Annotated in this window: 25 protein-coding genes, 5 tRNA genes and 1 other RNA gene; 26 read left to right on the top strand and 5 right to left on the bottom strand. The window is 49.5% G+C overall.

Features of this window, described 5'->3' with window-relative positions; all coding sequences use genetic code 11:
- Positions 1 to 7 precede the first annotated feature (7 nt).
- The 22 genes from odhB (at position 8) to pnuC (ending at position 17,092) form a co-directional block, all read left to right on the top strand.
- Positions 8 to 1,216 carry a 2-oxoglutarate dehydrogenase complex dihydrolipoyllysine-residue succinyltransferase gene (gene odhB, locus QEN32_RS14910; protein ID WP_000099858.1) on the top strand — a complete coding sequence of 403 codons (1,209 nt, stop codon included), beginning with the start codon at positions 8 to 10 and terminating at the stop codon, positions 1,214 to 1,216.
- A gap of 141 nt (positions 1,217 to 1,357) precedes the next feature.
- On the top strand, positions 1,358 to 2,524 hold the full coding sequence (gene sucC, locus QEN32_RS14905; RefSeq protein ID WP_001048590.1) for an ADP-forming succinate--CoA ligase subunit beta: 1,167 nt from the start codon (positions 1,358 to 1,360) through the stop codon (positions 2,522 to 2,524).
- Entirely contained in the window at positions 2,524 to 3,393 is an 870-nt protein-coding gene (gene sucD / locus QEN32_RS14900; protein WP_000114631.1) for a succinate--CoA ligase subunit alpha, read from the top strand. The genes sucC and sucD overlap by 1 nt, the downstream gene beginning before the upstream one ends.
- A 1,581-nt stretch (positions 3,394 to 4,974) precedes the next feature.
- Positions 4,975 to 6,543 (top strand): cytochrome ubiquinol oxidase subunit I, encoded by a 1,569-nt coding sequence (gene cydA / locus QEN32_RS14895; protein ID WP_000884369.1) that lies wholly within the window; start codon positions 4,975 to 4,977, stop codon positions 6,541 to 6,543.
- Positions 6,544 to 6,558: 15 nt separating this feature from the next.
- A complete protein-coding gene (gene cydB, locus QEN32_RS14890; RefSeq protein ID WP_000568258.1) occupies positions 6,559 to 7,698 on the top strand; it encodes a cytochrome d ubiquinol oxidase subunit II in 1,140 nt (379 codons plus the stop codon).
- A 14-nt stretch (positions 7,699 to 7,712) separates the two neighbouring features.
- Positions 7,713 to 7,826 (top strand): cytochrome bd-I oxidase subunit CydX, encoded by a 114-nt coding sequence (cydX, locus tag QEN32_RS14885; protein ID WP_000270278.1) that lies wholly within the window; start codon positions 7,713 to 7,715, stop codon positions 7,824 to 7,826.
- The gene (ybgE, locus tag QEN32_RS14880) at positions 7,826 to 8,119 is read left to right on the top strand and encodes a cyd operon protein YbgE (protein ID WP_000148790.1); all 294 of its coding nucleotides are present in this window, start codon (positions 7,826 to 7,828) and stop codon (positions 8,117 to 8,119) included. Before cydX ends, ybgE begins: the two co-directional genes overlap by 1 nt.
- Positions 8,120 to 8,347: 228 nt before the next feature.
- A complete protein-coding gene (gene ybgC, locus QEN32_RS14875; protein ID WP_001046240.1) occupies positions 8,348 to 8,752 on the top strand; it encodes a tol-pal system-associated acyl-CoA thioesterase in 405 nt (134 codons plus the stop codon).
- A complete protein-coding gene (gene tolQ, locus QEN32_RS14870; RefSeq protein WP_000131318.1) occupies positions 8,749 to 9,441 on the top strand; it encodes a Tol-Pal system protein TolQ in 693 nt (230 codons plus the stop codon). Before ybgC ends, tolQ begins: the two co-directional genes overlap by 4 nt.
- Before the next feature lie 3 nt (positions 9,442 to 9,444).
- Positions 9,445 to 9,873, top strand: a complete 429-nt coding sequence (tolR, locus tag QEN32_RS14865) for a colicin uptake protein TolR (protein WP_000124676.1) — start codon at positions 9,445 to 9,447, stop codon at positions 9,871 to 9,873.
- Between the two features lie 64 nt (positions 9,874 to 9,937).
- On the top strand, positions 9,938 to 11,116 hold the full coding sequence (gene tolA / locus QEN32_RS14860) for a cell envelope integrity protein TolA (RefSeq protein ID WP_058805558.1): 1,179 nt from the start codon (positions 9,938 to 9,940) through the stop codon (positions 11,114 to 11,116).
- A gap of 123 nt (positions 11,117 to 11,239) precedes the next feature.
- Complete coding sequence (gene tolB, locus QEN32_RS14855; protein ID WP_001562341.1) at positions 11,240 to 12,532, top strand: Tol-Pal system beta propeller repeat protein TolB; 1,293 nt, start codon at positions 11,240 to 11,242, stop codon at positions 12,530 to 12,532.
- Positions 12,533 to 12,566: 34 nt separating this feature from the next.
- Positions 12,567 to 13,091 (top strand): peptidoglycan-associated lipoprotein Pal, encoded by a 525-nt coding sequence (gene pal, locus QEN32_RS14850; RefSeq protein WP_001176623.1) that lies wholly within the window; start codon positions 12,567 to 12,569, stop codon positions 13,089 to 13,091.
- Positions 13,092 to 13,100: 9 nt separating this feature from the next.
- On the top strand, positions 13,101 to 13,889 hold the full coding sequence (gene cpoB / locus QEN32_RS14845; protein ID WP_000097547.1) for a cell division protein CpoB: 789 nt from the start codon (positions 13,101 to 13,103) through the stop codon (positions 13,887 to 13,889).
- Between the two features lie 164 nt (positions 13,890 to 14,053).
- A tRNA-Lys gene (locus QEN32_RS14840) sits at positions 14,054 to 14,129 on the top strand.
- A 136-nt stretch (positions 14,130 to 14,265) separates the two neighbouring features.
- Positions 14,266 to 14,341 (top strand) — tRNA-Val (locus QEN32_RS14835).
- 3 nt (positions 14,342 to 14,344) lie between these two features.
- Positions 14,345 to 14,420, top strand: a tRNA-Lys gene (locus QEN32_RS14830).
- Positions 14,421 to 14,470: 50 nt separating this feature from the next.
- Positions 14,471 to 14,546, top strand: a tRNA-Lys gene (locus tag QEN32_RS14825).
- Between the two features lie 134 nt (positions 14,547 to 14,680).
- Positions 14,681 to 14,756, top strand: a tRNA-Lys gene (locus QEN32_RS14820).
- A 128-nt stretch (positions 14,757 to 14,884) separates the two neighbouring features.
- Positions 14,885 to 15,010, top strand: a non-coding RNA gene (locus QEN32_RS14815) — RtT sRNA.
- Between the two features lie 294 nt (positions 15,011 to 15,304).
- Positions 15,305 to 16,348 carry a quinolinate synthase NadA gene (gene nadA, locus QEN32_RS14810; protein ID WP_061424156.1) on the top strand — a complete coding sequence of 348 codons (1,044 nt, stop codon included), beginning with the start codon at positions 15,305 to 15,307 and terminating at the stop codon, positions 16,346 to 16,348.
- A gap of 24 nt (positions 16,349 to 16,372) precedes the next feature.
- The gene (gene pnuC, locus QEN32_RS14805) at positions 16,373 to 17,092 is read left to right on the top strand and encodes a nicotinamide riboside transporter PnuC (protein ID WP_183055828.1); all 720 of its coding nucleotides are present in this window, start codon (positions 16,373 to 16,375) and stop codon (positions 17,090 to 17,092) included.
- Here pnuC and zitB read toward each other — a convergent pair.
- Together zitB and QEN32_RS14795 are read right to left on the bottom strand one after the other, a co-directional pair.
- A complete protein-coding gene (gene zitB / locus QEN32_RS14800; RefSeq protein WP_000951250.1) occupies positions 17,089 to 18,027 on the bottom strand; it encodes a CDF family zinc transporter ZitB in 939 nt (312 codons plus the stop codon). The two genes, pnuC and zitB, sit on opposite strands and share 4 nt — an antisense overlap.
- Before the next feature lie 110 nt (positions 18,028 to 18,137).
- On the bottom strand, positions 18,138 to 18,524 hold the full coding sequence (locus QEN32_RS14795; RefSeq protein WP_000784380.1) for a YbgS-like family protein: 387 nt from the start codon (positions 18,522 to 18,524) through the stop codon (positions 18,138 to 18,140).
- A gap of 319 nt (positions 18,525 to 18,843) precedes the next feature.
- Between QEN32_RS14795 and aroG the strand changes: the two genes are divergently transcribed.
- Positions 18,844 to 19,896: a 3-deoxy-7-phosphoheptulonate synthase AroG gene (gene aroG, locus QEN32_RS14790; RefSeq protein ID WP_001109233.1), complete on the top strand. Its 1,053-nt coding sequence runs from the start codon at positions 18,844 to 18,846 to the stop codon at positions 19,894 to 19,896.
- Between the two features lie 92 nt (positions 19,897 to 19,988).
- Here the strand turns inward: aroG and QEN32_RS14785 are convergent, their stop codons facing one another.
- Positions 19,989 to 20,534 (bottom strand): FumA C-terminus/TtdB family hydratase beta subunit, encoded by a 546-nt coding sequence (locus QEN32_RS14785; RefSeq protein ID WP_000970374.1) that lies wholly within the window; start codon positions 20,532 to 20,534, stop codon positions 19,989 to 19,991.
- A gap of 14 nt (positions 20,535 to 20,548) precedes the next feature.
- Positions 20,549 to 21,394, bottom strand: coding sequence for a fumarate hydratase (locus QEN32_RS14780; protein ID WP_000086831.1), 846 nt, complete (start codon positions 21,392 to 21,394; stop codon positions 20,549 to 20,551).
- Between the two features lie 129 nt (positions 21,395 to 21,523).
- Here QEN32_RS14780 and QEN32_RS14775 point away from each other — a divergent pair, with 129 nt between their 5' ends.
- Positions 21,524 to 22,414: a LysR family transcriptional regulator gene (locus QEN32_RS14775; RefSeq protein ID WP_000405924.1), complete on the top strand. Its 891-nt coding sequence runs from the start codon at positions 21,524 to 21,526 to the stop codon at positions 22,412 to 22,414.
- Here QEN32_RS14775 and QEN32_RS14770 read toward each other — a convergent pair whose 3' ends face one another.
- On the bottom strand, positions 22,415 to 23,398 hold the full coding sequence (locus tag QEN32_RS14770; RefSeq protein WP_000282119.1) for a LysR family transcriptional regulator: 984 nt from the start codon (positions 23,396 to 23,398) through the stop codon (positions 22,415 to 22,417).
- A 222-nt stretch (positions 23,399 to 23,620) separates the two neighbouring features.
- On the opposite strand from QEN32_RS14770, the gene QEN32_RS14765 reads away from it, so the two are divergent.
- Both QEN32_RS14765 and QEN32_RS14760 read left to right on the top strand, forming a co-directional pair.
- Complete coding sequence (locus tag QEN32_RS14765; protein WP_000074129.1) at positions 23,621 to 24,889, top strand: SLC13 family permease; 1,269 nt, start codon at positions 23,621 to 23,623, stop codon at positions 24,887 to 24,889.
- A 49-nt stretch (positions 24,890 to 24,938) separates the two neighbouring features.
- Entirely contained in the window at positions 24,939 to 25,184 is a 246-nt protein-coding gene (locus tag QEN32_RS14760; RefSeq protein WP_265321918.1) for an oxaloacetate decarboxylase subunit gamma, read from the top strand.
- Positions 25,185 to 25,197 lie beyond the last annotated feature (13 nt).

The following is a 25,197-nucleotide window of genomic DNA, read 5'->3' as shown; positions in this document are numbered from 1 at the left end:
ATAAATAATGAGTAGCGTAGATATTCTTGTTCCCGACCTGCCTGAGTCCGTAGCGGACGCGACCGTCGCCACCTGGCATAAAAAACCGGGCGATGCGGTTGTTCGTGACGAAGTGCTGGTAGAAATCGAAACTGACAAAGTGGTACTGGAAGTACCGGCATCAGCGGACGGCATTCTGGATGCGGTTCTGGAAGAGGAGGGGACGACTGTCACCTCTCGCCAGATCCTGGGTCGCCTGCGTGAAGGCAACAGCGCGGGTAAAGAGACCAGCGCGAAATCTGAAGAGAAAGCATCTACGCCGGCACAGCGCCAGCAGGCGTCGCTGGAAGAACAAAACAACGATGCGCTCAGCCCGGCGATCCGTCGCCTGCTGGCTGAACACAATCTGGAAGCCAGCGCCATTAAAGGCACTGGTGTGGGTGGGCGTCTGACCCGTGAAGATGTGGAAAAACATCTGGCGAAAGGCGAGTCTAAAGCACCCGCTGTTGAACCTGCAGCACAACCCGCTCTGGGCGCGCGCGGCGAAAAACGCGTGCCAATGACCCGCCTGCGTAAGCGCGTGGCCGAGCGTCTGCTGGAAGCGAAAAATTCCACCGCCATGCTGACGACCTTCAATGAAGTCAACATGAAGCCGATTATGGATTTGCGTAAGCAGTATGGCGAAGTGTTTGAAAAACGTCATGGTATCCGCCTGGGCTTTATGTCCTTCTACGTGAAAGCGGTAGTGGAAGCGCTGAAGCGTTATCCGGAAGTGAACGCCTCTATCGACGGCGATGACGTGGTGTATCACAACTACTTTGATGTGAGCATGGCGGTGTCTACGCCGCGCGGCCTGGTCACGCCGGTCCTGCGTGACGTGGATACGCTGGGCATGGCTGACATCGAGAAAAAAATTAAAGAACTGGCTGTCAAAGGCCGCGACGGCAAGCTGACCGTAGAAGACCTGACCGGCGGTAACTTTACCATTACCAACGGCGGCGTATTCGGTTCGCTGATGTCTACCCCGATCATCAACCCGCCGCAGAGCGCGATTCTGGGAATGCATGCTATTAAAGACAGGCCGATGGCGGTGGATGGCAAGGTGGAAATCCTGCCGATGATGTACCTGGCGCTCTCTTACGATCATCGCCTGATCGATGGTCGCGAATCCGTGGGCTTCCTGGTCACCATCAAAGAGTTGCTGGAAGATCCGACCCGTCTGCTGTTGGACGTGTAGTCAGCAAGAGCATCACCTGCTACCTGTAGGCCGGATAAGGCGTTCACGCCGCCATCCGGCGATGGTGTAATGCCTGATGGCGCGCAGCTTTCAGGCCTACAGGTCTAAAGATAACGATTACCTGAAGGATGGACAGAACACATGAACTTACATGAATATCAGGCAAAACAACTTTTTGCCCGCTATGGCTTACCGGCGCCGGTGGGTTATGCCTGTACTACTCCGCGTGAAGCCGAAGAAGCCGCGTCTAAAATCGGTGCCGGCCCGTGGGTAGTGAAATGTCAGGTTCACGCTGGCGGCCGCGGCAAAGCGGGCGGTGTGAAGGTAGTAAAAAGCAAAGAAGAGATTCGCGCCTTCGCGGAAAACTGGCTGGGCAAACGTCTGGTGACCTATCAAACAGACGCTAATGGCCAACCGGTAAACCAGATTCTGGTTGAAGCGGCGACCGACATCGGCAAAGAACTGTACCTCGGCGCGGTGGTTGACCGTAGTTCTCGTCGCGTGGTCTTTATGGCGTCTACCGAAGGCGGCGTAGAGATCGAAAAAGTCGCGGAGGAAACCCCGCATCTGATCCATAAAGTCGCGCTCGATCCGCTGACCGGCCCGATGCCGTATCAGGGGCGGGAGCTAGCGTTCAAATTGGGTCTGGAAGGTAAACTGGTGCAGCAGTTCACCAAAATCTTTATGGGCCTGGCAACCATTTTCCTTGAGCGCGACCTGGCGCTAATCGAAATTAATCCGCTGGTGATCACTAAGCAGGGCGATCTGATTTGCCTCGACGGCAAGCTGGGCGCTGACGGCAACGCGCTGTTCCGCCAGCCGGATCTGCGTGAAATGCGTGACCAGTCTCAGGAAGACCCGCGTGAAGCGCAGGCGGCGCAGTGGGAACTGAACTACGTCGCGCTGGACGGCAACATCGGTTGCATGGTGAACGGCGCGGGCCTGGCGATGGGCACCATGGACATCGTTAAGCTGCATGGCGGCGAACCGGCTAACTTCCTTGACGTGGGCGGCGGCGCAACCAAAGAGCGCGTCACCGAAGCGTTTAAAATCATCCTCTCAGATGACAACGTGAAAGCGGTTCTGGTTAACATCTTCGGCGGTATCGTCCGTTGTGACCTGATTGCCGACGGTATCATCGGCGCGGTGGAAGAAGTGGGCGTGAATGTTCCGGTGGTGGTGCGTCTGGAAGGCAACAACGCCGAACTCGGCGCGAAGAAACTGGCTGACAGTGGCCTGAATATTATTGCAGCGAAAAGTCTGACGGATGCAGCTCAGCAGGTTGTTGCCGCAGTGGAGGGGAAATAATGTCCGTTTTAATTAATAAAGATACCAAGGTTATCTGCCAGGGCTTCACCGGTAGCCAGGGGACTTTCCACTCCGAACAGGCGATTGCTTACGGTACGCAAATGGTCGGCGGCGTAACGCCGGGCAAAGGCGGCACCACGCATCTGGGTCTGCCGGTGTTCAACACCGTGCGCGAAGCAGTAGAAGCTACCGGTGCGACCGCATCCGTTATCTACGTCCCGGCGCCGTTCTGCAAAGACTCCATTCTGGAAGCGATCGACGCAGGCATCAAACTGATTATCACCATCACCGAAGGTATTCCGACGCTGGATATGCTGACCGTGAAAGTGAAGCTGGACGAAGCGGGCGTACGCATGATCGGCCCGAACTGCCCAGGTGTGATCACCCCGGGCGAATGCAAAATCGGCATCATGCCGGGTCACATTCATAAGCCGGGTAAAGTGGGTATCGTTTCCCGTTCCGGCACGCTGACCTATGAAGCGGTTAAGCAGACCACCGACTACGGTTTCGGCCAGTCCACCTGCGTGGGTATCGGCGGCGACCCGATTCCGGGCTCTAACTTCATCGACATTCTGAAACTGTTCCAGGAAGATCCGCAGACTGAAGCGATCGTGATGATCGGCGAGATCGGCGGTAGCGCAGAAGAAGAAGCGGCGGCTTACATTAAAGACCACGTGACCAAGCCGGTTGTTGGCTATATCGCGGGTGTTACCGCGCCGAAAGGCAAGCGTATGGGCCACGCGGGCGCCATCATTGCCGGTGGTAAAGGCACTGCGGATGAAAAATTCGCCGCGCTGGAAGCCGCGGGCGTGAAAACCGTTCGCAGCCTGGCCGATATCGGCGAAGCGCTGAAAGCAATTATAAAATAAAACTCGCTGTTCCTGCGGGAACAGCGCAATGTCCGTTTTCGACATGGTTGGCCACCTTTACGGTGGCCTTTTTTATGGCTTTATTGTTTGTGGCAAAGTACGGGTGAAGCATCCGGGATATAAAATTATTGGCTTTGTAAATATTGAGCTATAGGAAAATGATGCCTCAGTAAAAAAACATGGTGGAGTCTAAAAATAATTGATAATAACCGTCTGGCAGCGGCAGTAAATTTACTCAGTTTGCTGGTTAACTCTTTTGCAGAAAATACAGATGCTGTCTTGGTGAAAGACCTGCCGACCTCACTGGAGACGGATTATGCGCTTTCCGCCATGAAAAAAACGCATCGCAGCATTACACTATGTTGACGCTAACCTCTATAGTAAATTGACGCTTGACTCTGTGGCCGCGCATGTTTGCCTGAGCGCGAACTACATGTCTCCTCAGATGTATCGCGCTTACACAGACTGCTTGTTTAATGGCAGAATAAAACAGCTATTTTAATCATAAGAGTACCGGCATTATTTCCCTGAAGTATTAAAGATATCGTTTAATAAATTATATGAACTTTTGCTGGTTAAAAGAGGTTAACTTTAAAAATTATTAAGAACTTATTGACACTATTCGTTCGTGATTAATCATGTTTAAAGGGTATTTATGGCTGCGAATAAACAGAATTATCACTATGAGTGACGTAGAAATTGAGGGTAAATCTGTGAAGGTGATAACAGAATCTTCACTATAATAATTATAGAGAGGCAAATACGGTGTTATTGAAATAAAGAAAAATTAGCGAATAAAATGTTTGTTTCTGGCTATCTGGAAAGCTTATTAGCGATAATTAAGGCGATAACCTGGCAAGATGATCCTGGCCGTTAGTCGTCGGGAAAGGGAAGTTGGGGCAGGGTAATCCCGGTGGGATGATGGCGCGTGTGCAATGAGATAGTTTCTTTGCGGTGTTAATTATAAGTAAAATAAAAATAGACTAAATGTATAAAATAATAAGTGTTGATAATCTGCAGAAAAAATCTGTGAGCTATTTAGCAATAATTGAACATCAATGTGGAATGTTTTTACGGGATGCGGGGCAGTAAAAAACGCACAAAATGTTTAGCCTTATCGAATAAGCCTCTTTTTACAGGGGGTTTGAAATTACTCTTTGCAAAAACAAAAAGTTAACAAAAAATTCACCATGCATTCAATGAATAAACATTATTAACATTAACTTCAAAAATTGATTTTAATCAATATTTAAATGTTGGAAAAGAGCATCAAAACTGGTTAAATTGTCCGTGATCAAATTCCCTGAAAAGCGATAGATTAGCCATAAATTGATCGCTGTCGAAAAAAGCAAATCTGACCCACTAAAAACCTGTTTATTGTAAGGGTTTTACGGCGTAATATATTTGCGGGATCAATTTGGGTTTTTTATTAACATGTTTGTAACCTTTCATCATTACTGTTTCCTTCCCGAGGGGATAGTACGATGGAAGGCCGCAAATAAATTTGTATTGGGGCATGCGTGTGACCCTTTCTAACGGGGTTCACTCTCGGAGTCTTCATGCGATGAGCAAGGAGTCATGATGTTAGATATAGTCGAACTGTCGCGCTTACAGTTTGCCTTGACCGCGATGTACCACTTCCTGTTTGTGCCGCTAACGCTCGGTATGGCGTTCCTGCTGGCCATTATGGAAACGGTATACGTCCTTTCCGGCAAACAGATTTATAAAGATATGACCAAGTTCTGGGGCAAGTTGTTTGGTATCAACTTTGCTCTGGGTGTGGCTACCGGTTTGACCATGGAGTTCCAGTTCGGGACAAACTGGTCGTACTACTCCCACTATGTTGGGGACATCTTCGGTGCGCCGCTGGCCATCGAAGGTTTGATGGCCTTCTTCCTCGAATCCACCTTTGTAGGTCTGTTCTTCTTCGGCTGGGATCGTCTGAGTAAAGTTCAGCATATGTGCGTCACCTGGCTGGTGGCTCTGGGGTCCAACCTCTCCGCGTTGTGGATTCTGGTAGCGAACGGCTGGATGCAAAACCCAATCGCTGCGGATTTCAATTTCGAAACCATGCGTATGGAAATGGTGAGCTTCTCTGAACTGGTGCTGAACCCGGTAGCACAGGTGAAATTTGTTCACACTGTGGCGTCCGGCTATGTCACCGGCGCGATGTTCATCCTCGGTATCAGCGCTTACTACATGCTGAAAGGTCGTGACTTCGCCTTTGCTAAACGCTCCTTTGCTATTGCTGCCAGCTTCGGTATGGCTGCCGTACTGTCCGTTATCGTACTCGGTGACGAATCCGGTTACGAAATGGGCGATGTGCAGAAAACCAAGCTCGCTGCGATTGAAGCCGAATGGGAAACGCAACCTGCTCCGGCCTCCTTTACCCTGTTCGGCATTCCTGACCAGGACAAACAGGAAAACCATCTGGCGATTCAGATCCCTTATGCGCTCGGCATTATCGCTACGCGTTCCGTGGACACGCCGGTTATTGGTCTGAAAGATCTCATGGTTCAGCATGAAGAGCGTATCCGTAACGGGATGAAAGCCTATGAACTGCTGGAGCAGCTGCGCGCCGGTTCTACCGACCAGGCCGTTCGCGACCAGTTTAACAGCATGAAGAAAGATCTCGGTTACGGCCTGCTGCTGAAACGTTATACGCCTAATGTGACTGACGCGACCGAAGCGCAGATCCAGCAAGCGACGAAAGATTCCATTCCTCGCGTTGCGCCGCTGTACTTCGCTTTCCGTATCATGGTGGCGTGCGGCTTCCTGCTGCTGGCGATCATCGCACTTTCCTTCTGGAGCGTGATTCGTAACCGCATCGGTGAGAAAAAATGGCTGCTGCGCGCGGCGCTGTACGGTATTCCACTGCCGTGGATTGCGGTTGAAGCAGGTTGGTTCGTCGCCGAGTATGGTCGTCAGCCGTGGGCGATCGGCGAAGTGTTGCCGACAGCCGTGGCGAACTCATCGCTGACCGTGGGCGATCTGCTGTTCTCCATGTTCCTGATTTGCGGCCTGTATACCCTGTTCCTGGTGGCAGAATTGTTCCTGATGTTCAAATTTGCACGCCTTGGCCCAAGCAGCCTGAAAACCGGTCGCTATCACTTTGAGCAGTCCACCGTGACTTCTCAGCCGGCACGCTAAGACAGGAGTCGTCAAATGATCGATTATGAAGTACTACGTTTTATCTGGTGGCTGCTGGTTGGCATTTTGCTAATTGGTTTCGCTGTCACCGATGGGTTCGACATGGGGGTGGGGATGCTCACCCGTTTCCTCGGTCGTAACGACACCGAACGTCGAATTATGATTAACTCTATCGCTCCACACTGGGACGGTAACCAGGTGTGGTTGATCACCGCGGGCGGCGCGTTGTTTGCTGCCTGGCCGATGGTTTACGCTGCGGCGTTCTCCGGTTTCTATGTGGCGATGATCCTGGTGCTGGCGTCTTTGTTCTTCCGTCCGGTCGGTTTTGATTACCGTTCCAAGATTGAAGACCCGCGCTGGCGCAACATGTGGGACTGGGGCGTGTTCATCGGTAGCTTTGTGCCGCCGCTGGTGATTGGCGTGGCCTTTGGCAACCTGTTGCAGGGCGTACCGTTCCATGTAGATGAGTATCTGCGTCTGTACTACACCGGTAACTTCTTCCAGTTGCTGAACCCGTTTGGTCTGCTGGCGGGTATCGTAAGCGTAGGGATGATCATCACGCAGGGGGCGACTTACCTGCAAATGCGCACCGTTGGCGAACTGCACCTGCGCGCGCGCGCCACCTCGCAGATTGCGGCGCTGGTGACATTAGTGTGCTTTGCGCTGGCGGGCGTTTGGGTAATGTATGGTATTGATGGTTATGTCGTGACATCCGCGATTGATCATCATGCCGCCTCTAACCCGCTGACTAAAGAAGTGGCGCGTGAAGCTGGCGCCTGGCTGGTGAACTTTAATAATGCTCCGATCCTGTGGTTGGTTCCGGCTCTGGGCGTGGTTCTGCCGCTGCTGACTATTCTGACTTCCCGTATGGAGAAAGGCGCGTGGGCATTCCTGTTCTCTTCGCTGACGTTGGCCTGCATTATTCTGACGGCGGGTATCGCTATGTTCCCGTTTGTGATGCCGTCCAGCACGATGATGAATGCCAGCCTGACCATGTGGGATGCGACATCCAGCCAGATGACGCTGAACCTGATGACCTGGGTTGCGGCGGTGTTCGTACCGATCATTCTGATCTACACCAGCTGGTGTTACTGGAAAATGTTCGGTCGTATCACTAAAGAACATATTGAAAGCAACACCCACTCTCTGTACTAAGTAAGGAGCTTAAAATGTGGTATTTCGCATGGATTCTGGGAACGCTTCTTGCCTGTGCATTCGGGATCATTACCGCCCTGGCGCTTGAGCACGTTGAAGCGGGTAAAACCGGTCAAGAAGAAAGCTAATGACCCATATTATCGCAAAACTGTATGCGGTAATGGACAAGCGCCCCTTAAGGGCGCTTTCCTTCGTGATGGCGATAGTGCTGGCAGGATGTATGTTCTGGGACCCGTCACGGTTTGCCGCCAGGACCAGCACGCTTGAAATCTGGCACGGATTATTGCTGATGTGGGCGGTTTGCGCAGGCATAATCCACGGCGTGGGTTTTCGCCCTGAATCCGTACACTGGCAAGGGATTTTTTGTCCGCTCCTTGCGGATATCGTCCTTATCGTCGGCCTGATTTTCTTCTTCTTGTGAATAAGAAACCTCCTTAAAAATATAGGGGCTTGCATAAGCCCATATATTTTTACTCTCCCTTAACTTCCCCCCATTCCCAAGCCTCATTCCCACGCGTATAGTAGCAACGTTTAAAAGCTCTACTTTTGTTGCATTACCGGGATGTAAAGTGAATACAAGGCGATATACAACGGCATTCTTGAGGCATTACGGCGGCAAGCGGATGACGCCAACAAAGAGGCTGCAGGGATGAATAAGTATATGTTTCGATGGCCAATTCGAGTTTATTACGAAGACACGGACGCCGGCGGTGTGGTTTATCACGCCAGCTATGTCGCTTTTTATGAAAGAGCGCGCACGGAGATGCTGCGTCACCATCACTTCAGCCAACAGGTGCTGCTGGCGGAGCGGGTCGCCTTTGTGGTGCGCAAGATGACGCTGGAATACTATGCGCCTGCGCGGCTCGACGATATGCTTGAAGTTCAAACAGAAATTACGTCAATGCGTGGCACCGCTTTGGTTTTCACGCAACGCATTGTCAACGCAGAGAACACGCTGCTAAATGAAGCAGAGGTTCTGATTGTTTGCGTTGATCCACTCAAAATGAAGCCTCGTGCGCTTCCTAAGTCTATTGTCGCGGAGTTTAAGCAGTGACTGACATGAATATCCTTGATTTGTTCCTGAAGGCAAGCCTTCTGGTTAAACTTATCATGTTGATTTTGATTGGTTTTTCAATAGCATCCTGGGCCATCATTATCCAGCGAACGCGTATCCTGAACGCCGCTGCGCGTGAGGCGGAAGCGTTTGAAGATAAGTTCTGGTCCGGAATCGAACTATCGCGTCTGTACCAGGAAAGCCAGGGGAGACGCGATAGTCTGTCGGGCTCGGAACAAATTTTTTATAGCGGGTTCAAAGAGTTTGTCCGGCTCCATCGCGCCAACAGCCATGCGCCGGAGGCAGTGGTAGAGGGGGCGTCGCGTGCGATGCGCATCTCCATGAACCGAGAGCTGGAAACGCTGGAAACGCATATCCCGTTTCTTGGCACGGTAGGCTCTATCAGTCCTTATATCGGTCTGTTTGGCACCGTATGGGGGATTATGCATGCGTTTATCGCCCTGGGCGCGGTGAAACAGGCGACTCTGCAAATGGTTGCGCCGGGTATTGCCGAAGCATTGATTGCCACGGCGATTGGTCTGTTTGCCGCTATCCCTGCGGTTATGGCTTACAACCGACTGAATCAGCGCGTGAACAAGCTGGAACTGAATTACGACAACTTTATGGAAGAGTTCACCGCGATTCTGCACCGCCAGGCGTTTACCGTAAGCGAAAGCAACAAGGGGTAAGCCATGGCCAGAACGCGTGGACGAGGTCGTCGCGAACTTAAGTCCGAAATCAATATTGTACCGCTGCTCGACGTACTGTTGGTGCTGCTGCTGATCTTTATGGCAACCGCGCCGATCATTACCCAGAGCGTGGAAGTCGACTTGCCGGAGGCGAATCAGTCGCAGGCGGTCAGTAGTAACGACGATCCACCGGTCATTATTGAGGTTTCCGGAGTAGGGCAATACAGCGTAGTGGTTGATAAAGATCGAATGGATCAACTGCCGTCTGAACAGGTGATCGCAGAAGTAAAGCGTCATCTGCAGGCTAATCCGAAAACAGTCTTTTTAATCGGCGGCGCGAAAGAGGTGCCGTACGATGAAATAATTAAAGCGCTGAACTTGTTACACAGCGCGGGCGTAAAATCGGTTGGCTTAATGACGCAGCCAATCTGAAGTCTGCGTCCCGTTGGCTTGAAAGACGGCGAGTAACAGGCGAACAGTTTTTTGGGAACCGAGAGTGTCAAAGGCAACCGAACAAAACGACAAGCTCAAACGGGCGATAATTATTTCAGCCGTGCTGCATATCATCTTATTTGCAGTGCTGATCTGGAGTTCGTTTGATGAGCATATAGAGGCTTCTGCCGGCGGCGGCGGCGGTTCCGCTATCGACGCGGTGATGGTCGATCCTGGCGCCGTTGTGCAGCAGTACAACCGTCAGCAGGATCAACAGGCCAGCGCCAGACGCGCGGAAGAAGAGCGTAAAAAGCTGCAACAGCAGCAAGCAGAGGAGCTGCAGCAGAAGCAGGCTGCCGAACAGGAGCGGTTGAAACAACTTGAGAAAGAACGTTTAGCGGCTCAGGAGCAGCAAAAGCAGGCTGAAGAAGCGGCAAAACTGGCGCAACAGCAGCAGCAACAGGCCGAAGAAGCGGCGAAAGCGGCGGCGGACGCGAAGAAAAAAGCGGAGGCCGAAGCGGCGAAAGCGGCGGCGGACGCGAAGAAGAAAGCAGAGGCCGAGGCGGTAAAAGCGGCGGCGGACGCGAAGAAGAAAGCGGAAGCCGAAGCGGCGAAAGCGGCGGCAGACGCGAAGAAGAAAGCAGAGGCCGAAGCGGCGAAAGCTGCGTCGGAGGCGAAGAAGAAAGCGGAGGCCGAAGCGGCGAAAGCAGCGGCGGAGGCGAAGAAGAAAGCGGATGCCGAGGCGGCGAAAGCGGCGGCGGAGGCGAAGAAGAAAGCGGATGCCGCGGCGGCGAAAGCAGCGGCGGACGCTAAGAAGAAAGCGGCTGCCGAAAAAGCGGCCGCCGCAGAAGGCGTCGACGATCTGCTTGGCGATCTCAGCTCGGGTAAGAATGCGCCGAAAACCGGCGGCGGCGCGAAAGGGAATGGCCAGCCATCGAAAGATAGCGGTACATCGGGCGCTAACGGTGGGGCGACAGGCGCTGATATCAGCGCCTACGCGAAACAGATTCAGGTCGCGATTCAGAGCCGTCTGTATGATGCGAGCCTGTATCAGGGCAAACAATGTGTCTTGCATATTAGCCTGGCGCCGGATGGCTCATTAAAAAGCATTACGTCTGAGGGCGGCGATCCGGCGCTTTGTCAGGCGGCGTTAATGGCGGCAAAAACCGCGAAAATTCCTAAACCGCCAAGCCAGGCTGTTTATGAGAAAATAAAGGATGCCAAACTAGACTTTAAACTGTAGATACTTTTCTTTATGGAAGTTGGAGCAGTTGAGTTGTTACTGGTCCTGGTGGTTTTGTGTATTTGAGTTTGTTAACATTCTGCTAAATTATCGTGGGTCGCAGGCCCAGGTATGGGAGATATGATGAAGCAGGCATTACGAGTAGCATTTGGTTTTCTGATGCTGTGGGCGGCAGTGCTGCACGCAGAAGTCCGTATCGAGATCACCCAGGGGGTGGACTCGGCGCGACCGATTGGCGTTGTGCCTTTTAAATGGGCCGGGCCGGGCGCTGCGCCTGAAGATATCGGTGGCATCGTGGCGGCAGATTTACGCAATAGCGGTAAATTTAATCCGTTAGACCGGTCCCGACTGCCGCAGCAGCCAGCCACCGCTCAGGAAGTTCAGCCTACCGCATGGTCTGCGCTGGGTATTGATGCCGTCGTCGTTGGGCAGGTAACGCCGAATCCGGACGGTTCCTACAATGTTGCTTATCAGCTGGTTGACACTGGCGGCGCGCCGGGGACTGTACTGGCGCAAAACTCTTATAAAGTGAACAAGCAGTGGCTGCGTTATGCAGGCCATACCGCCAGTGACGAAGTCTTTGAAAAACTGACGGGCATTAAGGGCGCGTTCCGTACTCGTATCGCCTATGTGGTACAGACTAACGGCGGTCAGTTCCCGTATGAACTGCGTGTGTCGGATTACGATGGCTACAATCAGTTCGTAGTGCACCGTTCTCCGCAGCCGCTGATGTCTCCGGCGTGGTCTCCGGACGGCTCAAAACTGGCTTACGTGACATTTGAAAGCGGTCGCTCCGCGCTGGTTATCCAGACGCTGGCAAACGGCGCAGTGCGTCAGGTTGCGTCCTTCCCGCGTCACAACGGCGCGCCGGCCTTCTCGCCGGATGGGACGAAACTGGCGTTCGCGTTATCGAAAACCGGAAGTCTGAACCTGTACGTTATGGATCTCGCCTCCGGCCAGATTCGTCAGATAACGGACGGGCGTAGCAACAATACGGAGCCGACCTGGTTCCCGGACAGCCAGACTCTGGCCTTTACTTCTGACCAGGCTGGACGTCCGCAAGTGTATAAAATGAACATTAACGGCGGTGCGGCGCAGCGTATTACCTGGGAAGGTTCGCAAAACCAGGATGCGGATGTCAGCAGCGACGGTAAATTTATGGTAATGGTAAGCTCAAATAACGGGCAGCAGCACATTGCCAAACAAGATCTGGTGACGGGGGGCGTACAGGTTCTGTCGTCAACGTTCCTGGATGAAACGCCAAGTCTGGCACCTAACGGCACGATGGTAATCTACAGCTCTTCTCAGGGGATGGGATCTGTGCTGAATTTGGTTTCTACAGATGGGCGTTTCAAAGCGCGTCTTCCGGCAACTGATGGTCAGGTGAAATCGCCTGCCTGGTCGCCGTATCTGTGATAATAATTAATTGATTACTAAAGGAATTAAAGAAATGCAACTGAACAAAGTGCTGAAGGGCCTGATGATTGCCCTGCCTGTTATGGCAATCGCGGCATGTTCTTCCAACAAGAACGCCAGCAATGACGGTAGCGAAGGCGGTATGCTGAACGGCGCCGGCACGGGTATGGATTCGAACGGTAGCGGTAATATGTCGTCTGAAGAGCAAGCGCGTCTGCAGATGCAGCAGCTGCAGCAGAACAACATCGTTTACTTCGATCTCGACAAGTACGATATCCGTTCTGACTTCGCGGCAATGCTGGATGCGCACGCTAACTTCCTGCGTAGCAACCCGTCTTACAAAGTCACCGTAGAAGGTCACGCGGACGAACGCGGTACTCCGGAGTACAACATCTCCCTGGGTGAGCGTCGTGCGAACGCTGTTAAGATGTATCTGCAGGGTAAAGGCGTTTCCGCTGACCAGATCTCCATCGTTTCTTACGGTAAAGAAAAACCTGCCGTACTGGGCCACGACGAAGCGGCTTACGCTAAGAACCGTCGCGCTGTACTGGTTTACTAAGAGAATTGCATGAGCAGTAACTTCAGACATCACCTGTTGAGTCTGTCGTTACTGGTTGGCATAGCGGCCCCCTGGGCCGCTTTTGCTCAGGCGCCAATCAGTAGTGTCGGCTCAGGCTCGGTCGAAGACCGCGTCACTCAACTTGAGCGTATCTCTAACGCTCACAGCCAGCTTTTAACCCAACTTCAGCAGCAGCTCTCCGATAATCAGTCCGATATCGATTCTTTGCGCGGCCAAATCCAGGAAAATCAGTATCAACTGAATCAGGTGATGGAGCGCCAGAAGCAAATTATGCTGCAGCTGGGGAGCTTAAATAATGGCGGCGCAGCGCAGCCAGCGGCTGGTGACCAGAGCGGGGCGGCAACCGCTGCGACCCCCGCCCCGGATGCCGGTACGGCAACCTCAGGGGCGCCGGTACAAAGTGGCGATGCGAATACCGATTACAATGCGGCAATTGCGCTGGTGCAGGATAAGTCTCGCCAGGATGATGCGATTGTGGCGTTTCAGAACTTCATCAAGAAATACCCTGATTCTACTTATCAGCCGAACGCCAATTATTGGCTGGGCCAGTTGAATTACAACAAGGGTAAAAAAGATGATGCCGCCTATTATTTCGCCTCGGTAGTAAAAAACTATCCTAAGTCGCCGAAGGCTGCGGACGCGATGTACAAAGTTGGCGTTATCATGCAGGACAAAGGTGATACGGCAAAAGCGAAAGCGGTTTATCAGCAGGTGATTAACAAATATCCTGGCACTGATGGCGCGAAACAGGCGCAGAAGCGTCTTAACGCGATGTAATGCGTACCATGCGACCAGAAAACGCCTTTTTTCTGGTCGCGTCGTGCGATTCCTAAGCAGTTGAGCCCTCTGCGTCGAAATTTTTGTTGCGCTCAAATCTGAAATCAGTAATATATGCCGCCGTTGCCACGGGATATTAAACAACTCGAAAGCAACGCAAAAGTGGGTCGTTAGCTCAGTTGGTAGAGCAGTTGACTTTTAATCAATTGGTCGCAGGTTCGAATCCTGCACGACCCACCAATCGTTCGGTGGAAACGAGAATAAAACGTGAAGGATAACGTTGCGTCAGCAACGGCCCGTAGGGCGAGGCGAAGCCGAGTCATCCTGCACGACCCACCACTAACTTCGGTTAGTCAGTAATATCCAGCGTAGTATCGGGTGATTAGCTCAGCTGGGAGAGCACCTCCCTTACAAGGAGGGGGTCGGCGGTTCGATCCCGTCATCACCCACCACTTGGGTCGTTAGCTCAGTTGGTAGAGCAGTTGACTTTTAATCAATTGGTCGCAGGTTCGAATCCTGCACGACCCACCAATTTTCTAATTGGTGCCGAGTAAAAATATTTCAGGTAGTCCCCACCGTATGGGTCGTTAGCTCAGTTGGTAGAGCAGTTGACTTTTAATCAATTGGTCGCAGGTTCGAATCCTGCACGACCCACCAATATACAAGGTGGTAACTGGTAGAGAACGTGAAGGATAACGTTGCTTTAGCAACGGCCCGAAGGGCGAGGCGAAGCCGAGTCATCCTGCACGACCCACCATCCTGAATGATTGAAGCAGTAACCCTTATCCAAGGGGTCGTTAGCTCAGTTGGTAGAGCAGTTGACTTTTAATCAATTGGTCGCAGGTTCGAATCCTGCACGACCCACCAATTTAACATCAAACTCAGATGTTGAGCGTGAAGGATAACGTTGCGTCAGCAACGGCCCGTAGGGCGAGGCGAAGCCGAGTCATCCTGCACGACCCACCAATGTAAAAAAGCGCCCTAAAGGCGCTTTTTTGCTATCTGCGATATGGAAGATTCGAACCTGCCGTAGGTTCGGGTCGAACGCAGTGAGACAACGGAGCCGTTTACGGCGACGGCCCGAAGGGCGAGCGAAGCGAGTCATCCTGCACGACCCACCAATGTAAAAGAGGGCGCTGGCGGCGCTTTTTTGCTATCTGCGATATGGAAGATTCGAACCTGCCGCAGGTTCGGGTCTTGCCTGATGCGCTGCGCTTATCAGGCCTACAGACGGTACCGCTCACGTAGGCCAGATAAGACGTTACGCCGCCATCAGATACGGGGCTACGTAATTATTGTGACTTTCCTTATTGAATCAGCTATCTTGTTTAGCATATAAAACAAATTAACCGATTGTGGCGTTTATTACGCTTTCATTCGGTTATTTCGTTAAGTCAGCAAAACGAGAAGCCACGATGAGCGTAATGTTTGACCCACAAGCCGCAATCTACCCGTTCCCGCCGAAACCAACGCCGTTGAACGACGACGAAAAGCAATTTTATCGTGAGAAAATCAAGCGGTTGCTCAAAGAGCGCAATGCCGTCATGGTGGCGCACTACTACACCGATCCGGAAATTCAACAGTTGGCAGAAGAAACCGGCGGCTGTATTTCCGACTCGCTGGAAATGGCCCGTTTCGGCGCGAAGCACGCCGCATCCACGCTGCTGGTAGCGGGCGTACGGTTTATGGGGGAAACCGCCAAAATCCTCAGCCCGGAAAAAACCATTCTTATGCCTACCCTGGCGGCGGAATGTTCGCTGGATTTAGGCTGCCCAATAGACGAATTTAGCGCTTTTTGTGATGCGCACCCTGACAGAACCGTAGTGGTCTATGCTAACACCTCGGCTGCTGTTAAAGCGCGTGCGGACTGGGTTGTGACCTCCAGTATCGCCGTAGAACTGATTGAGCATCTGGATAGTTTGGGGGAAAAAATTATCTGGGCGCCGGACAGACACCTGGGGAATTACGTGCAAAAACAGACCGGGGCCGATGTACTGTGTTGGCAAGGGGCGTGTATCGTGCATGACGAGTTTAAAACCCAGGCGTTGACCCGTTTAAAAAAAATCTATCCCGATGCCGCTCTTCTGGTTCACCCTGAATCGCCGCAGTCCATTGTCGAAATGGCCGATGCGGTGGGCTCCACCAGTCAGCTTATTAAGGCGGCAGAAACGCTGCCGCACAGACAGCTTATCGTGGCGACCGATCGCGGCATCTTCTACAAAATGCAGCAGGCGGTGCCTGAAAAAGAACTGCTTGAAGCGCCCACGGCTGGCGAGGGGGCGACCTGCCGTAGCTGTGCGCACTGTCCGTGGATGGCGATGAATGGCCTGAAAGCCATTGCTGAAGGGCTGGAGCAGGGAGGCGCGGCGCATGAAATACAGGTTGATGCGGCGCTACGCGAGGGCGCATTACTGCCGCTCAACCGGATGCTGGATTTTGCGGCTACACTTCGGGCGTAAAGACGGAAATCTTTGGGGGAGAGAATGGATTTTTTTAGTACGCACAACATACTGATTCATATTCCGATTGGCGCTGGCGGGTACGATCTCTCGTGGATCGAAGCGGTAGGAACCATCGCCGGCCTGCTCTGTATTTGGCTTGCCAGTCTGGAGAAGATCAGCAACTACTTTTTTGGACTGGTTAACGTCACCCTGTTTGCGATTATTTTCTTTCAGATCCAGCTTTATGCCAGCCTGTTGCTGCAACTCTTTTTCTTTGCCGCCAATATTTATGGCTGGTATGCGTGGTCGCGGCAAACAAAGGATAATCAAGCCGAGCTTAAAATCCGCTGGCTGCCGTTGCCAAAAGCAATGGCATGGCTGGCGATATGTGTGATAGCTATCGGTTTGATGACGCGATATATCGATCCCGTATTCGCCGTCCTGACGCGCGTGGCCGTCGCCATTATGCAGATGCTGGGGTTACAGGTGACAATGCCCGTACTGCAACCGGACGCTTTCCCGTTCTGGGACTCTTGCATGATGGTGCTGTCTATCGCGGCGATGATTCTGATGACACGCAAATATGTCGAAAACTGGCTCCTGTGGGTGGTAATCAACGTGATCAGTGTGGTGATTTTTGCTTTGCAGGGCGTCTATGCGATGTCGCTGGAATATCTGATCCTGACATTTATCGCCGTGAACGGTAGCCGCCTGTGGATAAACAGCGCGCGGGAGCGAGGATCGCGCGCGCTTTCCGGTTAATGGTGATGAACATGCCCGGATGGCGTCTGATTCAGATGACAGTCCGGGCCGTGACACACTTGATACTCCATCTGAATCGTGGCGTGCGCAATATGGTATTCGTGCATCAGGAAATCCTGGATACGTTCCAGCAGCGCATCATGGTCGTGTGGCGGAATGACCTGAGCGTGCAATGTCATGACCGGTTTTTCGCCGACCATCCAGACATGCACATGGTGTACGTTGCGGACTTCGGGGATTTCCCGGCTTAAATGGCGCTGTAAGGCATTAATATCCAGTGAAACCGGCGCGCCTTCCAGCAATTCGTTGACGCTATCTTTTAACAAACGCCAGGCGCTGCGTAGTACCAGTACCGAAACCAGAATAGAGAGAATCGGGTCCGCTGGCGTCCAGCCCGTCCAGATAATGATCAACGCGGCGACTATTGCGCCGACGGAACCCAGCAAATCGCCCATCACATGTAGCGCGGCAGCGCGCACGTTCAGGTTTTTTTCATCGCTTCCCCGATGGAGTATCCAGAACGCAAACAGGTTCGCCAGCAGACCCGCAACCGCAATTACCATCATCAGATTGCCCGCCACCGGACGTGGCGTGTAAAAGCGCTCTATCGCTTCCCAGACAATGAGAAGGGTAATGACCACCAACGCAATGGCATTCACAAAAGCCGCCAGTGTGGTGAGTCTTAGCCAGCCAAAAGTGTGGCGGACAGTCGGGGGACGACGGGAAAATTGAACCGCCAGCAGCGCAAAGAGAAGGGCCGCCGCGTCGGTGAGCATATGTCCCGCATCCGCCAACAACGCCAGAGAGCCGGAGAGTATCCCGCCCACCACCTCAAGGAGCATAAATCCGGCAGTGACGATAAAGGCGAAAAGCAGGCGACGAGCATTATTATCTTTCGGCAGGTGTGAATCGGCATGAGAGTGTGAGTGCGCCATAACGTCATTCCTTTGTTATTCTCATCAATACTGTAGACATCATACTGATTTTTCGCTGACAAAATAAAAAGGAGAGCGAAAGCTCTCCCGTTATCAGACTTTTTTCTGCATTACTGTGTGGTACCGTCGGTTTTGGTATTCACGTCATTATTGACGCCATTACCGGTTTCCACTTTTTTATTAATATCCGGGCAGCGACCATCTTTACACATGGTATTTTTATGCTCTTCATCCTTGGTCATTCCGTCATGATTCATGGTTGAACCGTCTGGATGCTGCATCGTGCTGTTAGTGTTGCCGTTGGTATTGATGTCGTTGTTATTCACATCATTCGGCGCCACATTCTGGCGGGCGTCCGGGGCAACCTGACCGGCATTTGCCGCCGAGTTCGCCTGGCCATTACTGGATTGCGCGTTAGATTCAGCAGCTAACGCTGCGCCGCTGGCAAGGCCGAGGGTAGCGGTGAGTAAAAGCGTAGTCAGTTTTGTCATTTTCATAAGATGCTCCTGTTATGGTGGATATGTCGGATAACCTCTTCCAACAGTGCACGTGTCAGTCAAATCCTCAAATAAGGGATAAAAAGCGTTCGCCGCCGCGGGTTAACGCAGCAGAGAATCTTGCAATAATTCATAAACAGAGTGGTTACAGTTAAAAAGTGTAGGTTAGATCCCATTTTTCGCTACATTTGTGCGTTTTTTTCCTGAATTCCAGGATTATTCCGTTCAAAGTGTAAAAGCCCGTTTACACTATTTAATTGAAGAGATAGATTGGAGGGATTGCATTCATTGGGATAAGTACGGCAACACTGGAATAAACATGAATTATCAGAACGACGATTTACGCATTAAAGAAATCAACGAGTTATTACCTCCGGTCGCGCTGCTGGAAAAGTTTCCCGCCACGGAAAATGCAGCAAATACCGTTGCTCACGCGCGCAAAGCTATCCATAAAATTCTCAAAGGCAATGACGATCGTCTGCTGGTGGTGATCGGTCCTTGTTCAATTCATGATCCGGCAGCGGCGAAAGAGTATGCCGCCCGTTTGCTGGCGCTACGTGATGAGCTTCAAGGCGAGCTTGAAATTGTCATGCGCGTCTATTTTGAGAAACCGCGTACCACCGTCGGCTGGAAAGGGCTGATTAACGATCCGCACATGGATAACAGCTTCCAGATTAACGACGGTCTGCGTATTGCGCGCAAACTGCTGCTGGATATTAACGACAGCGGCCTGCCTGCCGCCGGCGAATTCCTCGATATGATCACGCCGCAATATCTGGCCGATCTGATGAGCTGGGGCGCCATTGGCGCGCGGACTACTGAATCCCAGGTTCATCGCGAACTGGCGTCTGGCCTCTCTTGTCCGGTCGGTTTTAAAAATGGTACTGATGGCACGATTAAAGTCGCCATTGACGCCATCAACGCCGCCGGCGCGCCGCATTGCTTCCTCTCCGTCACTAAATGGGGTCATTCGGCGATTGTGAATACCAGCGGCAACGGCGACTGCCATATCATTCTGCGCGGCGGTAAAGCGCCAAACTATAGCGCGCAACATGTTGCTGAGGTGAAAGAAGGCCTCATCAAAGCGGGACTGACGCCGCAGGTCATGATCGATTTCAGCCATGCCAACTCCTGTAAGCAATTTCAAAAGCAGATGGAGGTTTGCGCCGATGTCTGTCAGCAGATAGCGGGCGGTGAAAAAGCGATTATTGGCGTGATGGTAGAGAGTCATCTGGTAGAAGGAAACCAGAGTCTGGAAAGCGGTCAGCCGCTGACCTACGGTAAAAGCATTACTGACGCCTGTATTGGCTGGGAAGATACCGATGCGCTGCTTCGTCAGTTGTCGGCAGCGGTAAAAGCCCGTCGCGGCTAAGTTTAGTTTCTATCCTGTGGTGAAGTGCAGGATAAAAACATATCGGTCCGGTAACAGCCTACCGGACCGATATTGCCAATATTAATGTATTATTATTTGGCGTACTTAGGTACTTCCTGCTTCTGGAGAGTATTTCCTTCCGAATCAATTCCTACAATGACTCTATAGCGGTCAAAATATAACTTCTTAATGGATTCTGTTCCTAATTCTTCGTAGGCAACAATTTCTACTGATTTAACATGTTTTGTATTAATTGCAGACGCTCCTCCAATCCCGAGTAGCGAAACCCCACCGTATTTTTTACAAAGCTCAGCGACATAATCAGCACGATCGCCTTTGCCAAGAAACGCAGTTGCCCCTTGTTGAAACATCATTTCTACAAATGGGTCCATACGCGCGGCCGTTGTAGGACCGTTGGAGCCAATAGGTAAACCAGGTCTGGCAGGGCAGGGGCCAGCATAGTAAATCGTTTGGTTTTGAAAATCGACCGGTGATTTTTCTCCGTTACTAAGCGCTACTTCGATTTTTTTATGCGCGGCGTCACGGCAGGTGTAAGCAAATCCAGTGAGAAATAATATATCGCCGACCTTAAGAGTTTTCGCTTTCTCTTTAGTCAATGGTAATGTTAATTCCATCATAGCTTCTCCAGGTATTAAATGATTTCACTAGCGTGGCGGCTTGCATTACATTGGAAATTGATTGCGACTGGCAGTGCAGTGATATGGCAAGGATAGTAATCGACATGCACGCCTAACGCCGTAATACGCCCGCCCATACCTAAAGGGCCGATCCCTGTATTATTCACGGCCTCTAATAATTCAGCTTCGAGCTGGGCATAAAGTGGTTTAGCATTGAACTCACCAAGAGGGCGTAATAATGCTTTCTTCGCCATCCACGAACAGTGATCCATTGTACCGCCAACGCCGATACCAATAATATAAGGAGGGCATGGATTGCCTCCTACACGACGGACAGTTTCCAGAACAAAATCTTTTATACCATCAATACCATCGCCGGGAAGCAATGTTTTAAAAGTTCCCATATTTTCGCTACCGCCGCCCTTTGGCATAACGGTAATTGTCACTCGGTCACCATCAACAATTTCAGTATGTAAAATTGCAGGAGTATTATCATTAGTATTAATACGTTCTAATGGATCTGCAACCATGGATTTTCTTAAGTATCCATTTTCATAGCCCTGGCGAACACCCTGGTTCACCTGATCTTTAAGCGGCTTACCTTCCCAGCATACATGTTGTCCAATTTCCATTATAACGATACAAGTGCCGGTATCATGGCAGCATGCAAGTTGTTCTTTTTTTGCATACTCTCCATTATCAATTAATATCTTAATGGTTTCCTTGCCGATCTTTGACTCTTCTTTATCGTATGCTTTACGAAAAGAACACATGAGATTATCATCCAGTTCATAACAAGCTTTTTTTACAAGTTTTTCGATAACCGGAATGATAATTTCTGTATTTAATATACGACTCATACTCCCTCCAGTGCTATGTTGCATTGTTTTATCCATTGATCACATTTTCATGATATTCGTATTCATTGTAGGAAGGAAATATGTTATTTTTATTAAATGATAAATTTTATTTATAGTAGTGGAAAATAGATGGAAATTAGACAATTAGAATATTTTGTAAGCGCTTCTTTGTTAGGTAACTTAACCAGAGTTGCTGAGCGGCATTTTGTTTCTCAACCTAATATCACCATTGCTATTAAGAAGTTAGAGACTGAATTAGGGGTGACATTATTTGATAGAAAGAAAAATAAACTTGTCCTTACTGAGGAGGGCATGTTTTTCTTACAAAAAATTGAACCTATCCTTATTGCGTTAAAAAATAGCGTAGCGGAAATGAAAGATTATCGTAATGAAAATGGTGGCATAGTAACTTTGGGGATCCCACCGATGATAAGTTTGTTTCTTTTTTCACCGCTCTTCAAGCATTTCCGGGAGATTTATCCAGAGATGGAACTCTCTCTTGTTGAAGAGGGGACTTTTGGTTTACATGATAAACTTTCTGCTGGAGAGCTGGATCTTGCTATTGTTATTATTAATGACTGTCCAAAAGAATTAGTTACGGTACCATTAATGACTCAGCAGCACGTGGTATGTATGTCAGATAAACATCCTCTGGCAAAAAAGGATAGTATCGATTGGGAAGATCTACAATATGAGCCATTGATACTAATGAAAAAAGATTCCTGGCATAGAAAAACGATTATTGAAGAATGTACAAAGCGAGGAATTCATACACATATTTTTCTATCATCAAACAGGATTCAAACCAACATAGATCTGGTTGCTAAAAATGAAGGAATTTCTTTCATTTTGGACGCTGTCGATCTTAAAGCCGAAAAAGTAATAACCAAGGCCATGACTGAGCCGACTTATGTTACGATTGGTTTGGCCTGGAAGAAAGATAAATATTTATCATATGCAACCAGAGCGTTAATTAAATTCATTGAGGATTATATTAAAGAACATTTTACAATTAAATAATTATATTTGTTCTTCAACAAAAATTTCCCATAGCTCTTCGGCATCTGGAGGCATTCTCTTGGCTGGTCTATAAAGTCTTATTTCTATGGGTACCCATAAATTGCTTTCTTTTTCCGCTGCAGTAACAATAGTTTTAGCCTCTATATCTTGCCTGGCAAGGCTCTGAGGTATCCAGGCAACACCGTCGCCAGATCTGACCATTGCCAATAGTGTTGCTGCCAGATCGGCCACAAAGGCAACATTTATATTATGGGTAATTCTGTTAATAGACGCTGTATTTGCTATTATTCTTCCCAGACCTGATTGTGATGAAAAAGAAAGGTAAGGGAATTGAATCTTATTATTTATATTCCACAACGGTTTTAACGTTTCTGAGTCTGGTTTACTGAATGGAATTAATGTATCAAACCCAAGACGAATGCTCATAAAGTTATTTTTATTTAAATTTAGATGCATATGTGGGTGATGGTGACACAGCAAAAATTGTGAATCTCCCTGCCGCATCATTTTTTCGCACGCATTCAATGAGTCAGATAAAAGACGAAATGAACCAAATTTTGCAATTTTATCACTTTGCTTTAACAAGTGCGGTACAAAAGAGAAAGACAAAGCATGCGTTGCTGAAAAAACAAGACTAGGTTGTTTATTACCTGCAGCCTCAAGGGTATCACTTTTCAATGTGTACAAGGAGTGGATCAGTTCGGGAAGCTGGTCTGTAAATACTTCTCCGGCCTTGGTAAGGGTGACTCCCCGTTTACTTCTTTCAAAAAGGGGCGTACCCACCCATTCTTCGAGAGATTGTATCCGACGACTAAATGCGGGTTGAGTCACATATCTTGAGGCAGACGCTTTTGAGAAATTCAACGTTTCTTTTAGAGCCAGACAGTCTTCGAGCCATGTTAGTTCGAGGTGATGCCGATATTGCATAAGCTGCAACCTTATTAGCATTGGATGAGTTTCATTTATATAAGTAGCATTATACACAGACAGATTTTAAGAGGAAATTATTTGATTAAACAGAAACAAAAGCAGTAAGAATATGTTATGCCTTTGTCGGGTAAGTGTTGTTATTTATGTGAGTGTATTCTTTCTCAATAGAAATTAATTAGATGTAATTTTAGTATAACATGTGATTTATGCTTGTTGCAGTTGTATTCATGACTGTAATGAGTTGTTTTTGTACCCTAATAATATAAGGACGTATACATGTCACCAGCGATTATTACTTTGTTGGTTTTAGTGGTTGCAATAATTATCTTTGTTAGCGATCGTCTTCCTATGGGATTAGTTGCATTTATGGTCCCAATGGCACTTTATTTTACCGGTGTTATCGATGCTAAGGATATTTTTGCTTCAATCGTAAATGCGAATGTTATTCTTATCGTCGCCATGTGTGTACTCGGTGCGGCATTTTTTAAAACAGGTTTGGCATGGCAATCAAGTAAAATTTTACTAAAATATGCTAAAACAGAAAGAAGCCTTAGTGTATTGATTTTTCTTATTGGTGGAGTTATGTCTGCCTTTGTTTCTAATAGCGGAACAGTTGCTGTGCTAATTCCTATTGTTTTAGGTATTGCCGCCAGTAGTCAGATTAAGCCTATTAAACTTCTTATGCCTCTGGTTTTTGGGGCAACAATCGGTGCTGATATTTCTATTATCGGTTCGCCAGGAAATCTGATTGCTAAAAATACTATTGAAACTTTTAGTAAGGGAAGTCTGTCGGTGCCATTTTTCGAATACGCTAAAATTGGTATTCCTTTGCTGATTGCATGCTCTATATTTCTCTATTTCTTCGGTTCAAAACTCATCGCAGATCGTGATGGAAATACACAATCTGATTCTCAAATGGATTATAGCCAAATTCCGGCCTGGCATAGAAATTTAACTTTAGCCGTTTTTATTCTGTCTATCGCTGGGATGGTGGCAACTGATTATATTAAGTTTCTGCCTCCAATGCATATTATTGCGTGTTGTGCGGCTATTGTTCTTGTATTTGCTGGTGTTTTGACACAAAAGGAAACTTTTAATTCTTTTGAAACGCTAACTGTTTTCATGCTTGCATTTATGATGCCTTTAGGTGCCGCGCTTAATTCTACTGGTGCTGGAGAAATGATTGCCAATGCCGTTATTTCAGTAACCGGAGATTCTGGCGTTATGATTATTATGGCGTCATTGTGGATACTTACATGGGCTTTGACTCAAGTAATGAGTAACACTGCAGCATGTACGTTGTTATGCCCGGTAGGATGGACTATCGCACAGTCTATTGGCGCAGACCCTCGTGCAGTTGTTATTGCTGTTTTTATTGCGAGTAGTGTTGCTGTTTGTACCCCAATGGCTATTCCAGCAAACTCAATGATTATTGGCCCGGGGAATGTTAAATTTAAAGATTTCTTAAAACCCGGATTGGCGATTAGTTTGGTTTGTTTTATCGTTAGTATGATTTTACTACCGGTATTTTATCCCTTCTATTAATGCCTGATATTACTTTTCTATTTTAGATTATTAAATTTGAGACTTTATTATGAATAGTTCGGTGCTATTAGGTGAAGGCTTCACTCTGATGTTCCTCGGCATGGGGTTCGTGCTGGCGTTTCTGTTCCTGCTGATTTTCGCCATCCGAGGCATGTCCGCCGCCGTCAACCGTTTCTTCCCTGAACCGGTCCCGGTACCGAAGGCGGCACCTGCCGCCGCCGCGCCCGCTGACGACTTCACCCGCTTAAAGCCGGTCATTGCCGCCGCCATTCACCATCGCCGCCTTAACCCTTAATTTACGGAGGAAT

The organism is Salmonella sp. SA14318, from assembly GCF_029866905.1.
GTDB lineage: Bacteria > Pseudomonadota > Gammaproteobacteria > Enterobacterales > Enterobacteriaceae > Salmonella > Salmonella enterica.
This window is presented reverse-complemented; position numbering and strand designations above follow the sequence as displayed.